This is a genomic window from Pseudomonas sp. GW821-FHT02C04 (genome assembly GCF_059421845.1).
The window spans coordinates 264,588-278,908 of the sequence record NZ_JBWKVT010000004.1 but is presented as its reverse complement, the minus strand read 5'-3'; the positions used below and the strand labels follow the sequence as shown (position 1 = coordinate 278,908).

The 14,321-nt window shown below is 61.5% G+C and carries 9 protein-coding genes; 3 read left to right on the top strand and 6 right to left on the bottom strand.

From position 1 onward, the window contains the following. Nucleotides 1-25 precede the first annotated feature (25 nt). Together AC07VV_RS16945 and AC07VV_RS16940 are read left to right on the top strand one after the other, a co-directional pair. Entirely contained in the window at nt 26-1,918 is a 1,893-nt protein-coding gene (locus tag AC07VV_RS16945) for a methyl-accepting chemotaxis protein (RefSeq protein ID WP_495036877.1), read from the top strand. Between the two features lie 184 nt (nt 1,919-2,102). Next, complete coding sequence (locus AC07VV_RS16940) at nt 2,103-2,258, top strand: hypothetical protein (RefSeq protein ID WP_493065859.1); 156 nt, start codon at nt 2,103-2,105, stop codon at nt 2,256-2,258. Here the strand turns inward: AC07VV_RS16940 and AC07VV_RS16935 are convergent. The 5 genes from AC07VV_RS16935 to AC07VV_RS16915 form a co-directional block, all read right to left on the bottom strand. Next, entirely contained in the window at nt 2,247-2,849 is a 603-nt protein-coding gene (locus AC07VV_RS16935) for a DUF924 family protein (protein ID WP_495036876.1), read from the bottom strand. The two genes, AC07VV_RS16940 and AC07VV_RS16935, sit on opposite strands and share 12 nt — an antisense overlap. 3 nt (nt 2,850-2,852) lie before the next feature. Then, nucleotides 2,853-3,863: a class 1 fructose-bisphosphatase gene (locus AC07VV_RS16930; protein ID WP_495036875.1), complete on the bottom strand. Its 1,011-nt coding sequence runs from the start codon at nt 3,861-3,863 to the stop codon at nt 2,853-2,855. Between the two features lie 195 nt (nt 3,864-4,058). Continuing rightward, complete coding sequence (locus tag AC07VV_RS16925) at nt 4,059-5,423, bottom strand: DUF3999 domain-containing protein (RefSeq protein ID WP_495036874.1); 1,365 nt, start codon at nt 5,421-5,423, stop codon at nt 4,059-4,061. Next, nucleotides 5,420-9,013, bottom strand: a complete 3,594-nt coding sequence (locus AC07VV_RS16920) for a DUF2339 domain-containing protein (protein WP_495036873.1) — start codon at nt 9,011-9,013, stop codon at nt 5,420-5,422. Before AC07VV_RS16920 ends, AC07VV_RS16925 begins: the two co-directional genes overlap by 4 nt. A 103-nt stretch (nt 9,014-9,116) precedes the next feature. Further along, on the bottom strand, nt 9,117-11,567 hold the full coding sequence (locus AC07VV_RS16915; protein WP_495036872.1) for a glycogen/starch/alpha-glucan phosphorylase: 2,451 nt from the start codon (nt 11,565-11,567) through the stop codon (nt 9,117-9,119). Nucleotides 11,568-11,825: 258 nt separating this feature from the next. Between AC07VV_RS16915 and AC07VV_RS16910 the strand changes: the two genes are divergently transcribed. Beyond that, nucleotides 11,826-12,263 (top strand): YkgJ family cysteine cluster protein, encoded by a 438-nt coding sequence (locus tag AC07VV_RS16910; protein ID WP_025110918.1) that lies wholly within the window; start codon nt 11,826-11,828, stop codon nt 12,261-12,263. Between the two features lie 113 nt (nt 12,264-12,376). Here the strand turns inward: AC07VV_RS16910 and typA are convergent, their stop codons facing one another. Next, entirely contained in the window at nt 12,377-14,197 is a 1,821-nt protein-coding gene (gene typA / locus AC07VV_RS16905) for a translational GTPase TypA (RefSeq protein ID WP_096821971.1), read from the bottom strand. Nucleotides 14,198-14,321: the final 124 nt, after the last annotated feature.

The following is a 14,321-nucleotide window of genomic DNA, read 5'->3' as shown; positions in this document are numbered from 1 at the left end:
CAGCCCCTTCGCGGTAGCTCACTTAATGACCAGAAACATGAAATTCAGCCACAAGATCTTGTTGGCTGCCGCCCTCGTGGTGGCCGTTGCGTTCGCCTGTTTCATTTTGTTCAACGACTATCGACAACGCGAAGCCCTGCAAAGCAGCACCGAAGCATCAATGCAGGAACTGGGCAGCCTGACCACCAGCAACATCCAGACCTGGCTGGAAAGCCGCATCCAGTTGCTGCAATCGATGTCGCAGCAGGTTGTCGCCGACGGCAATGCCCCGGCGAGCCTGAAACGCATCATCGACCTGCCCGCCTACACCGGCAATTTCCAGCTCAGCTATTTCGGCGGTGCCGACGGCGTAATGTTCTCGGTGCCGGCCGGCAACCGCGCACCGGATTACGACCCGCGCGCCCGTGGCTGGTACAAGGCTGCGAACAGCGCCCAACAGACCATCGTCACCGAACCGTACATCGCCGCTTCGTCGGGCAAACTGGTGATTACCGTTGCCACTCCGGTGCAGCGCCAAGGCCAGATGATTGGTGTGGCCGGTGCCGACATTGATCTGTCGAGTGTCAGCGCAATCATCAACTCATTGAACTTCGGCGGCCATGGCCACGCGTTCATCGTCAGTGCCGACGGCAAGATCCTGATCCACCCGGACAGCAAACTGGTGCTCAAGACGCTGGCCGAGGCCTATCCCAACGGTGCACCAAAAGTCAGCCCGGGCCTGAAGGAAGTCGAGTTCGACGGCAAGACCCAACTGATCTCCTTCACTCGCGTCAACGGCGTACCGTCGGCCGACTGGTACGTGGGCCTGGTGCTGGACAAAGACACCGCGTTCTCGATGCTCAGCGAGTTCCGCACCTCGGCACTGATCGCCATGGTCATCGCCGTCGTCATCATCATCGCCCTGCTCGGCATGCTGATCCGCGTCCTGATGCAACCGCTGCTGACCATGGGTCGCGCCATGCATGACATCGCCGAAGGCGAAGGCGACCTGACCAAACGCCTGACCATCCACGGGCACGACGAATTCGGTGCGCTGGGCTTGTCGTTCAACCGCTTCGTCGAGCGTATCCACACTTCGATCCGCGAAGTGTCGTCGGCCACCGGGCAAGTCAACGAAGTCGCCCTGCGCGTGGTCGCGGCGTCCAACTCGTCGATGTTCAACTCCGACCAGCAAGCCTCGCGCACCAACAGCGTGGCCGCCGCGATCAATCAACTCGGCGCCGCCGCCCAGGAAATCGCCCAGAACGCTGCCCTCGCCTCGCAACATTCCAGCGATGCGCGCAGCCTGGCCGAAGACGGCCAGCAGGTGGTGGATAAAACCATCCACGCCATGCAGCAGCTGTCGGCGAAGATCAGCGATTCCTGCGGCAACATCGAAACCCTGAACAGCAACACCGTGAACATCGGGCAGATTCTGGAAGTGATCACCAGCATCTCCCAACAGACCAACCTGCTGGCGCTCAACGCTGCGATCGAAGCGGCCCGTGCCGGTGAGGCCGGTCGTGGTTTCGCCGTGGTCGCCGACGAAGTACGCAACCTGGCGCACCGCACCCAGGACTCGGCGCAGCAAGTGCAGAAAATGATCGAAGAGCTGCAAATCGGGGCGCGCCAGGCGGTCGGCATCATGACCGAGAGCCAGCGCGAGAGCGAAAGCAGCGTCGGCATCGCCAACCAGGCCGGCGAACGCCTGGAAAGCGTGACCCAGCGCATCGGCGAGATCGACGGCATGAACCAGTCGGTGGCGACGGCGACTGAAGAGCAGACAGCCGTGGTCGAGTCGATCAACGTCGACATCAACGAGATCAACACGCTGAACCAGGAAGGTGTGGAGAACTTGCAGGCGACGTTGCGCGCTTGTGCGGATCTTGAGCAGCAGGCGGCGCGGTTGAAGCAGTTGGTGGGCAGCTTCCGGATCTGAGGCGCGGCTACTGACCTCATCGCTGGCAAGTCGAGTCGTCGCACCGTAGCTCCCACAGGTAATGTGTGTTTACACAATTTGTGTTTCACATCAAACACTGTGGGAGCGGGCTTGCCCGCGATAGCGGTATACATGACGCAGAAGGCCGAAAATGTAATCCGCGATTCGCAAGGAGATGTGGCTAATGAACAAGAAACACGATTGCACGGATTCAGATCAAACTACTTTACTGGCAATCCTTGCATTGGGTGCCGACGAGATTGATCAAGAAAAGTACAGAGACGTTGAAGACTTGTTTCTTGAATTGGATAAAGTGGACGCGGACAAGCTAGAAACTTGACCCAAGCTGTTTGAGAAACGCCAACTCCTGCGCCGTAGACACCCGCCCCAACACCGCATTGCGATGCGGAAACCGCCCAAACCGCGCAATCACCCGCTGATGCCGCTCGGCATAATCCAGGTTGTCGGCAAACACCCCGCGCTCCGCCTCCGGCTGTTCAGCCACCAGTTCGATGAATCGCGAGACGGCTTCATTCTGCACCGCGAGGTTTTCGCAGTGTTCGAAGACGAGGTAGATGAAGAGGCGCTGGATCGGTTTCAACTGCCGATCGAAGTCTGCAGCAATCCCCTGAGCAACCAGCTTCTGTGCCCTTAGATCACCAGAGAAAGCTTTGGGAGTATCGCGAAAGATCATTCGCGGGAGTTGATCGAGCAGCAGCACCACCGCCAACCAACCTTCGGGACGTTGCGTCCACTCGGTCAATTCGCCAGCGAGGGCCTGATCGACAAAGACCCCGAAACGCTCACGCGCTTCGAGGTCCTGGCTGTCTTTCTTGCCAAACCACAACTTGCCCTGTTGCGCCGTCACTTCAGTGGCTGACTCGGAGTGACCGAACCACCAATCGAGCAACGGCTGCCAGGGCGCGGTCATGGTTTATTCCTTGTGGTAAGCCGTGGCGCGAGCAACTTCTTCTTTCGAGCCGAGGAACACCGCTACGCGCTGGTGCAGGCCTTCTGGCTTGATGTCGAGGATGCGCTGGTGACCGTCGGTGGAAGCGCCGCCCGCCTGTTCCACCAGGAACGACATCGGGTTGGCTTCGTACATCAGGCGCAGTTTGCCTGGTTTGGATGGCTCGCGGCTGTCGCGCGGGTACATGAACAGACCGCCACGGGTCAGGATGCGGTGTACGTCGGCAACCATCGCCGCGACCCAGCGCATGTTGTAGTTCTTTTTCAGCGGGCCTTCTTCACCGGCCAGCAGTTCCGAAACGTAGCGCTGTACCGGGGCTTCCCAGTGACGCTGGTTGGACATGTTGATGGCGAATTCCTGGGTGCTTTCAGGAATGGTGATGTCTTCGTGAGTCAGGACGAAGCTGCCCATTTCGCGGTCCAGGGTGAAGCCTTTCACACCGTGGCCCAGGGTCAGCACCAGCATGGTTTGCGGACCGTAGATGGCATAACCGGCAGCCACTTGCTGAGTGCCTGGCTGCAGGAAGGCCTTTTCATTCAAAGGCTCGTTCTGGCTCAGGTATTCGTTCGGGCAACGCAGTACCGAGAAGATGGTGCCGACCGGCGCGTTGATGTCGATGTTCGACGAACCGTCCAGCGGGTCGAAAACCAGCAGGTAGGCGCCTTTCGGGTATTTGCCCGGGATCTGGTAGGCGTTGTCCATTTCCTCGGACGCCATGCCGGCCAGGTGACCGCCCCATTCGTTGGCTTCGAGCAGGATCTCGTTCGACAGCACGTCGAGCTTCTTCTGCACTTCACCTTGCACGTTTTCAGTGCCCATGCTGCCCAGAACGCCGCCCAGGGCGCCTTTGGACACGGCGTGGCTGATCTCCTTACAGGCACGCGCCACCACTTCGATCAGGAAGCGCAGATCGGCAGGAGTGTTGTTGCTGCGGGTCTGCTCAATCAAATAGCGACTCAGGGTAACGCGGGACATGGACGGCTCCGGTGGAATGGGGGGCTAAAAACCCGCGCAGTTTACAGGGAGTCTGAAACCGTAGCGAGCAATGACGCCCGGTAACGTGCGTCGGGTGCAATTCCTGCTATCAGACGTGATCGAACCGAGAGAGTTCATGCACCGGATTCAGCGTAGTTGGAAACCCGACGGGTGTAGAGGCCACACCCGTCATATTCAGGACTTGGCCGGCGGCTTGCGCAGCAGACTGAACGCCATCGCTGCCAGAAACAGCACACTGAGCAGCAACACCGCCCACAGGCCGAATTTCTTCCAGTTGGTGTCGGTTGCAGCCGCCGAGGTGGCCGTCGAAGTCTGGGTCGCCACCGCCTCACCCTGCACCGTCGCCTTGCCAAGTGTGGCCAGTTTCTCCGGTTTGAAGTCGGGGATGAGCGTGGTCAGCGGCAGGTTCGCCGTTCTCACCGTCGGATTGCCCAGCGCCAGGCTGTAAGGCCCGTCGCCGCGTGCGAGGAAGATCACCTGGGTGGCGCGCACCGCGTACTTGACGCTCGGCGCCTGTTCGCCGAGGCCGCCGCCGCGTTCGTCGACCGTCAGTTTCAACTGCTGGACGGTCTGCCCGTAGAGCTGCAATTCGTTCTGCACCACGTCCTGGCCATTCTGGGTCAGGCGATAGAGCAAGCCGCTGCTCAACGGCTGCCACGGCAGACTGGTTTCCCGGCGCCCCGAGAGCGTCACCGGCGCCAGGCTGTTGGGTTGCTTCAGCTCGACCTGGACCCGTTCGACATTCAGCCCCATCGGCAGCTGCCAGGTGTATTCCCCGGCCTTGGTGCTGCTGCCGGCCAGCGCCGGCGACCAGACGAGCGGCAACGGCAGGTTTTGCGGGTCGCTGCTTTTCAACTGCGCCGACGTCAGGGTCGGGGCCGCAGTGGACGAATCCCACAGCAAACGCAGATAACGCGCCGATTGCCCCGGCAACGCGACTTCATGCTGCTCGATGCGCTCATCGGAAAAGGTCAGGCGCGCGACCTGGCCTTCGCCCCAGGCTTGCCAGTGCTGCAAGTCGTCGCTGGCCTCGATGCTGAAACGCTGGAAGCCGTCGCGCTCGCTGGTCCAGTCGAGGATCAGTTGCTGCAACGGTGCCTTGATCGCACTGGCATCGAGCAGCCAGCCGCGCAGCACTTCTTCACCGGCTTCAAGCTGACTGGACGGCTGCACCTCCACCAGCGTGCCGGTGGTGGTGGACTGCACGCGCACGCTCGGTGCGCGCTCAGTGGCATCCGCCGAGTTGTACAGCGGGAACCACTTCACCGTGCTCAACTGACCGTCGTCGCGAGTCTGCGCCGATTCCCGGGCCAGCGCATAGGCCTGTGGCTCTCCGGCGGCGTTGAATACCCGCAGGTCGCTGAGATCAGTCTGACGCGCCTGCAACTGCACGCTCAGCGGCAGTTCGAGGCGATACCACGGGCCTGCGCCACTGACCGACAACGGCACCTGCGCGGCGAAGTCCGCCGGTTTTTCCTGGGCGCCGGCCGTCATGGCCACGCCCAGCAACAGCCACCCCAGATTAAGCTTGCGACTCAAGACGACACTCCTTCGGTTTCCGGGGCCGGTTTGTCCGCCTCCGGTGCAGCTTCGACGCGTTTGGGCGGCAGCGGCGCGAAGTAGCCCACCACCAGCAGCAACACGCCGACGCCGATAAACGAAACGATCCGGGCCAGCCCGCCACGGTTGCTCAATTCGACAAAAATCAGTTTGGCCACCACCAGCGCGATCAGCGCCGCACCGATCAGCCACACTTCGCGGCGATGACGCAGATGCCCGCCGATCATCAGCCCGAGCGCCATCAGCGTCCAGACGATGGACAACCCGGCCTGCACCAGCATCGATTCGAGCAACAGATCGAGCTCGAACGGAATCCCCGCCCAATGGTGCGCGGCGCGGGTCACCAACGCGGTCCAGAAGGCGAACAGCGAAACACCGGCGATCAGTTGCGAGGCGTGAGCGGCGTAATCCTTGCGGATCGACAACTCGGTTACCGCGTTGCGCGACCAGACATAAACGCTGAACAACGCGATCAACAGGCCCAGCTCCAATGGGTTGATCAGCGGCACGTAAGGCAGCGGTTCGGCGTTGCCGTCGCTCACTCCGTTCGCCAGCCAGAACCAGACGAGCATCAACACCGCCAGCGGCGCCGCCGCGTACAAGCGGTACTCGCGAGGGAAAGCCGCCACCGGCCACGGCCAGTTGCGCGGCGCGGCCATCAGCAACAGATACACGCTCGGCAGAATCGCCCAGCCCAGCCAGCGCCAGGCGTTGTATTGCTCGGACAACAGCAGCAGGCCGTAGCGCAGCTCCAGCGCCAGCACGCCGATCAGCAGCCAGCAACCGAGCACATGCGCCGTGCTCAAGGCCCGCGCCGGCAACATCGGCGCCAGACGCCGCAGGCTGAAGAAATGCACCGCGAACACTGCTACCCACGCCAGCCAGCCGACGTTGGCCGCCGGGTGATAACGCGAGTGCCACGCGGCCAGCAACACCAGCCCCGCTGCCGGAATCAGCAAGGTGCAGAGCAGACCGAGCGACGGCCATTTCAGGCGCAACGCCAACAGCGTCCACAACGCGACGCTCAGCGCGGCGGCCAGCAGCAACAGCGTTGCCTGCAGATTCAGCGGCGCAAAACGCAGCACTTCGCTGACCCACGCCAGCGCCCACCAACCGGCGCCCCACACCAGCAACACTTCGGACAGTCGCTGCAAACTCAGCACATCGAACGCCGAAGCGTGATTGCCCAGTTGCAGGCGCCACGCCCCGATCATCGCCGCCAGCCCCAGCACCAGCGGCGTCCAGAACCCGCCATGGGCCAGCGGTCGCAGACCTTCGCTGGACAGAGGCCCGAGCAGCTCGGGACCGGCCAGCAAAAACGCCGCGCCGCCGATCAGTTGCAGCAGCAGACCGAAGACAAAACTCACGCGCTGCTTGAGGTACAGGCTGAGCCAGATAATCAGCAACCCACTGGCCGCCCACACGGCGCTCGCAGTTTGCCATGGCAGGACGAACAACACCGCCAGATTGATCAGCACCAACCCCGCCAACAGCACCACCGACAAACCGCGCAGCAGACGAACATCGTTGCGCACCATCTCGTCACGCGCCGCCAGCAGCATGCCGGCGATCAGCGCCAGACCGATCAGCGAGGCGCTGAGCAAACCGCTCCAACCGGCGCTGAACACGGCTGCCGAGTCCTCGCCCGCCCCTTGCAGGCGCAACAGGAACAAAGCACCACCCAGCAACTGCACGGCAAATGCGGTGAACAGGAACGTGCGCGATTGCAGGCGCAAGCCGACGAACAAGGTCACCAACCCGGCCAGCGCCCAACTGATCGCAGTGCCGTGGGTGAAGAAAAACAGCGGCGCCAGCAGATAAATGAAGGTCAGGCCCAGACTCGCCAACACGGGCAAACCTTGGCGTTCCCACGCCGAGGTGTGTTCCGCCGGGGCTTTGCGCAGTTGATAGAAACTGAACAGCAACGCAATGCCGAGCATCAGCGCGCCCAGCGGTGCACCGTCGAGCAGGCTGCTTTCGCCGACACGCAACTGGCTGAGAAACGCCAGCGCCGAACCGAGTTGCAGCAGCAACGCGAAGGCGCGGGCAAACGGCCGGTGCTGACGCAGACCAAGCCAGAAAATCCCCGCGCCCTCCACCGCCCAGGCGGCGGACGTCCAGCGTGCATCCAGCCCCAGCGGTATCGCCAGGCTGGCGAAAATCACGCCGAGCGCCAGGCAAGTCTCGCCCAGCAACAACGCCCGGCCGCCCATCAGCACCCGAGCGAGCGTCATGTAAATCATGCCCAGTGCCAACGCGCTGAACGCGGCGGCAAATTCCAGATGCTGCACCAACGCGAATTGCAGGCCGAAACCCACCAACGGCGGACCGAACAGCATCGTGCCGTCGACGTAATCACCCTTGCGCGCCGACCAATTCAGCAGCGCCTCACGATCGCCCTCCGCCGGGGCATCCGGCATGTCCAGCAACTTGCGTCGGGCGAACAGCAGGCCGATGGCCAGGTACATCAGGAAGAACAGAATCAGGAACGGCTCGGTGCTCCACAGCAGTTCCGGCGCATACGAACGCACACCCCAGGCGAAACCGATGCCGAAGGTACCGGCGAAACCGATCAGGTTGAGCAGGCGCCAGGCCTTGAACCAGGCGATGGCCAGAATGCCGGCGTTGAGCAGCGCGAAATAGCTGAACAGCGCGACATGGTTACCGGCGCCGGTGGACGTCAGGATCGGCGCGGCGAAACCGCCCAATGCGGCGACGCAGGCCAGGGCAAGGGAATCCTGGGTGATCGCCAGAATGGCCGAGAACACCGTGACCGCCACCAGCAATCCCAGCGCAGCGGACGGATCGAGCAGCGGGTGCAGACGCATCGCCGCAAACACCGTCAGGTACAACACCGCGATCCCGGTGCCTTGCAGCATCAATGCGTAGCTGCTGTTGCGATGGCGCAACCACCAGCCCAGCGCCAGCAACCCGAGCGCCGCTGCCGCGACCCCGGCGTAACGCATTTCGATCGGCACCACCATGCCTTCGGTGGCGTAGCGCAGCAGGAAGGCCAGGCCGAAGAACAACAGCACAACGCCCACCCGCAGCACGGTGTTGCCGCCGAACAGCCAGTTGCGCGCAGCGCTGATGCCGCGCTCGATGAAGTTCGGGCCACGGGGTTCGGCTGGCTGTCGGGTTTCCGGGGTTTCAGGGGTAACGGCGTCGAGACGCCAGACATCGGCCGGTAGCGGCTGACTGGCTTCACTGGCGACGGCTGAGAGAGGTTCGAGTTCGGGCGGTAGCTCCCAGACCAGCTCGGGGGCCGACGCTTCTTCGACGATATCGACCGGCTCGACGAAAGGTTCGCTGACCGGCTCTACGCCTGGCGCCGGTACCGCATGCGAGGGCGATCCCTCCAGCAAATACAGACGCTGCGCGACGCCCTGCAAAGCCACCTTCGCCTGTTCAAGTTGCTGCTGTTGCTCCGCCACTTGTGAGCCGAGCCGCATGATGCGGATCGTCTGCCCGATTGCCAGGCCCAGCAACGCGCCCAATAGCGCAGAACTGAACGATTCGTCGAGCAGCCAACCGAGCAGCAGCCCGATCAACATGAACATCCATTGCATGGTCGATATCCCTGAGCAGCCCCGAAGCGGGGCCGAACCAGGGCTCAGTATATCGGCCCGGCCCAACAAGCGTGGGGGCCGGGCGCACATTTGTCGCTAAAAGTTACTCCAATGCCTTCCAGATATCCGTGGCGTACTCGCGAATCGTCCGGTCGGAGGAGAACCAGCCCATCCGCGACGTGTTCAACACCGCCGAGCGCCACCACTTGTTGGAATCGTGCCAGAGCGCATCGACGCGCATTTGCGCCTCCCAGTACGAGTCGAAATCGGCGCAGACCAGGAAGCGGTCGTAATCCACCAGCGAATCGATCAGCCCGGTGTAGCGCGACGTGTCGTCCGGTGAAAACACCCCGCCGCGAATTGCCTGCAATACATCGTTCAAACGATGGGAGGCGGCGATATCCGGCACCGCGCTGAACTCGTGGTTCTGCTTGCGCGCTTCGACCTGCTGGGCACTGAGGCCAAAGATAAACATATGCTCGGCACCGATGCGCTCGCACATTTCCACGTTGGCGCCGTCGAGGGTGCCGATGGTCAGCGCGCCGTTGAGGCCGAACTTCATGTTGCTGGTGCCCGAGGCTTCGAAACCGGCGGTAGAGATCTGCTCCGACAAGTCCGCTGCCGGAATGATGCTTTCCGCCAGGCTGACGTTGTAGTTGGGCAGGAACACCACTTTCAGCAGCCCGCGCACGGTCGGGTCGTTGTTCACCACGCGGGCGATATCGTTGGTCAGTTTGATGATCAGCTTGGCCTGGTGATAGCTCGCCGCCGCTTTGCCGGCGAAGATTTTCACTCGCGGCACCCAGTCGATTTCCGGCTCGGCGCGGATCGCCTGATACAGCGCGACGGTGTGCATCAGGTTGAGCAACTGGCGTTTGTATTCGTGGATCCGCTTGACCTGCACGTCGAACATCGCCGCCGGGTTGACCGCGATCCCCAACCGTTCGTGAATCAAATAGGCGAGGGCCTTTTTGCTGTGCAGCCGTTGCTCGGCGAAGGCTTTGCGGAAGGCGGTTTTCTCGGCGAAAGGCTCGAGATCGAGCAGACGCTGTTCGGGGTTATCCAGAACGTCCGGGCCGAGGGAATCGACCAGCATCGACGTCAGCTCCGGGTTGGCCTGGTACAGCCAGCGGCGGAAGGTGATGCCGTTGGTCTTGTTGTTGATCCGCTCCGGGTAGAGCTTGTGCAGTTCAGCGAACACGGTCTTGCGCATCAGTTGCGTGTGCAGCCCGGATACGCCGTTGACGCTGTGGGAGCCGAGGAATGCGAGGTTGCCCATGCGCACCCGGCGGCCATTGTCCTCTTCGATCAGCGACACCGCGCGCAGCACGTCGAAATCGTGGATGCCCTTGGCCCGCAGCGAATCGATGTGCTGGGCGTTGATCAGGTAAATGATCTGCATGTGCCGGGGCAACATGCGCTCCATCAGCCCCACCGGCCAGGTTTCCAGCGCTTCGGGCAGCAGCGTGTGGTTGGTGTACGAGAGCGTGTCGACAGTGACTTGCCACGCCGCATCCCAGGCAACGTCGTAGACGTCGACCAGTTGGCGCATCAGTTCGGCGACGGCGATCGAGGGGTGCGTGTCGTTGAGCTGGATCGCCGCGTGATCGCCCAGGGTCAGCACCGAGGTGTGCATGTTGCGATGACGGCGCAGCAGATCCTGAAGCGATGCGGCGACGAAGAAGTATTCCTGACGCAGGCGCAATTCCTGTCCGGCCTCGGTGCTGTCCGCCGGATAAAGAACGCGGGAGATACTCTCGGCCCGGGCCACTTCGGCGACCGCTCCTAGGTGGTCACCCGCGTTGAAGCGCTCCAGGTGCAGATCTTCCATCGCCCGGGCCCGCCACAGGCGCAAGGTGTTGACGCTCGCCCCGCGCCAGCCGACCACCGGGGTGTCGTAGGCAATCGCCCGGACGGTTTCTGCCGGGTGCCAGACCTGTTTGCTCTTGCCGCTGACATCGGTGACGGTCTCGACGCTGCCGCCAAACCCGATGGAATACACGACCTCCGGCCGCTCGAACTCCCACGGATTGCCGAAATCCAGCCAGTGTTCGGTCTGCTCCTGCTGCCAGCCATCGACAATGGCCTGACGGAACAACCCGTGTTCGTATCGGATGCCGTAACCATGACCGGCGATGCCGAGGGTCGACATGCTTTCCATGAAGCACGCTGCCAGCCGTCCGAGGCCACCGTTGCCCAGTGCAGCGTCAGGTTCCAGCAGGCGGATGCGCTCCAGATCCACGCCCAGTTCGGTCAATGCTTCACGGGCGACGTCGAGCAGACCGAGGTTGCTCAGGCTGTCGTACAGCAAACGACCGATGAGGAATTCCAGCGAGAGGTAATACACCCGCTTCTGACCTTTGCGGTAGATCTGCCGGGTGTGGTCCATCCAGTGCTCGACCATGTGATCGCGCGCCGCCAGGGCGATGGCTTCGAACCAGTCATGGTCGAAGGCGTGATCCGGGTCTTTGCCCACCGCGTAGGTGAGTTTGGTCAGGACGGCGTCGCGGAATGCGGCCACCTCTGCTTCGCGAACTAGTGGTTCTTGAGTCATCGATAGGACCTCGAGCGAGCGGGGAATTGTCAGAGCCTAGACGGTCTGACCGACGGTGTTGGCTCTGGTTCGGCAGTTTTTCCTGAGAGTGAGCGTTCGTCCGGCAATACCCTGGCGAATGCCTGAATGAATGCAGGGGCCGTGCCGAATTGTCAGCCCTGGTGGCGGCAGGAAGAAAAAATCTGGCGAAAGGTTGTTCAAAAATCCACCAGTCCCGGTATGATCGCGCGCCCTGATGCACATGCCTGGTAAACCCCGATGATGAAGCCCAACCTGATCGCCGCAGCCGAGATCGACCGTCTCGATACCTGGGCCAAATATTCGGCCCCGATGTGCGGTTCGTGCATGTCCAGCTGCTGCACGCTGCCGGTCGAGGTCAAGATCAAGGATCTGGTGCGCATCGGTGTGGTCGACGAGTTCGAACTGGGCGACCCGCCGAAGAACATCGCCAAGCGCCTGCAAAAGGAAGGCCTGGTGGAGCGCTTCAACCAGAAGTCGGGGATCTTCACCCTGCAGCGCATGAGCAACAACGATTGCTACTACCTGGATCGTAAGAGCCGGCTGTGCACCATTTATGACAAGCGCCCGGACACTTGCCGCAACCACCCGAAGATCGGGCCGCGCCCGGGGTATTGCGCGTACAAGCCGAAGGAAGTGGAGCGGGTGCAGAATTTCCGGGCGATCGAGAAGTTCTGATCTGCCCTTGATCGCTCCCACGCCTTGTGTGGGAACGAGACATCAAAAAACCCGGACAAACAAAAACGCCCCCGGTCTCTCGACCGGGGGCGTTTTTTTAAGCCTGGGCTAAATTACGCCTTGGCTTTCTTGGCAGCGCGGGTACGCTCGCTTTCGTCCAGGATCTTCTTGCGAAGACGGATGGACTTAGGAGTGACTTCGCACAGCTCGTCTTCCTGGATGTATTCCAGAGCCTGTTCCAGGGTGAAGCGAACAGGTGGAACCAGAGCGATGGTTTCGTCTTTACCCGAAGCACGCATGTTGTCGAGCTTCTTGCCTTTGGTCGGGTTTACACCCAGGTCGTTGTCGCGGGAGTTCTGACCAACGATCTGACCGTTGTAGATCTCCTGGCCGTGTTCTACGAACAGCTTGCCACGAGCCTGCAGGGTTTCCAGGGAGTAGGTCAGAGCCTTGCCGGTTTCAACCGAAACCAGAACGCCGTTCTGACGGCCAGACATGTGGCCCGACTTCACTGGAGCGTAACGATCGAAGATCGAGGTCAGGATGCCAGCACCGTTGGTCAGGGTCAGGAACTGGTTACGGAAACCGATCAGACCGCGAGCAGGGATGTTGTATTCCAGACGAACACGGCCCTTGCCATCCGGCACCATGTTGCTCAGGTCGCCTTTACGCAGACCCATCTCTTCCATGACCTTGCCCTGCGATTCTTCAGGGATGTCGATGGTTACGTTTTCGAACGGTTCCTGCTTCACGCCGTCAACTTCACGGATGATCACTTCAGGACGGCCCAGGGCCAGCTCGAAGCCTTCGCGACGCATGGTTTCGATCAGTACCGAGAGGTGCAGCTCACCACGGCCGGATACCTTGAACTTGTCAGCCGAGTCGCCTTCTTCAACGCGCAGTGCAACGTTGTACAGCAGCTCTTTGTCCAGACGATCCTTGATGTTACGGGAAGTCACGAACTTGCCTTCTTTACCGCAGAATGGCGAGTCGTTTACCTGGAAGGTCATGGAAACGGTTGGCTCGTCAACGGTCAGAGGCTTCATCGCCTCGACGGTGTTGATGTCGCACAGGGTGTCGGAGATGAACAGCTCGTCGAAACCGCTGATGCAGACGATGTCGCCAGCAGCTGCTTCTTCAACGTCGATGCGGTGCAGACCGTGGTGACCCATCAGCTTCAGGATACGGCCGTTGCGGCGCTTGCCGTTGGCATCGATAGCCACAACCGGAGTGTTCGGCTTGACGCGACCACGAGCGATACGGCCAACACCGATAACACCCAGGAAGCTGTTGTAGTCCAGAGCGGAGATCTGCATCTGGAACGGACCGTCACGGTCAACAGCAGGAGCTGGAACGTGGTCGACAACCGCTTGGTACAGCGGGGTCATGTCTTCCGCCATGGCGGTGTGGTCCAGACCGGCGATGCCGTTCAGGGCCGAGGCGTAAACAACCTGGAAGTCCAGTTGTTCTTCGGTAGCGCCCAGGTTGTCGAACAGATCGAAGATCTGGTCCAGAACCCAGTCAGGACGCGCGCCCGGACGGTCAACCTTGTTGATGACCACGATTGGACGCAGGCCGGCTTCGAAAGCCTTCTTGGTCACGAAACGGGTTTGCGGCATAGGGCCGTCTTGAGCGTCGACCAGCAGCAGCACGGAGTCAACCATGGACATTACGCGCTCAACTTCGCCGCCGAAGTCGGCGTGGCCCGGGGTGTCCACGATGTTGATGTGGTAGCCGTTCCAGTTGATGGCGGTGTTTTTCGCCAGAATGGTAATGCCGCGCTCTTTTTCCTGGTCGTTGGAGTCCATCACGCGCTCGTCGTTGAGCTCGTTGCGCTCCAGAGTGCCGGATTGACGCAGGAGTTTGTCTACCAGGGTGGTTTTACCATGGTCAACGTGGGCGATGATGGCGATGTTGCGTAGATTTTCGATCACTTGTGTATCTCGATCAGAGGATTCGGTTTGCTGACAAGTCTTGGCAGCGATTAGCAGTAGTGTCCGGCATGGCCGTTACAGCTTGACGGCGGTGTCGGGGGGCCGGTGACGCAGGCCACAGGCA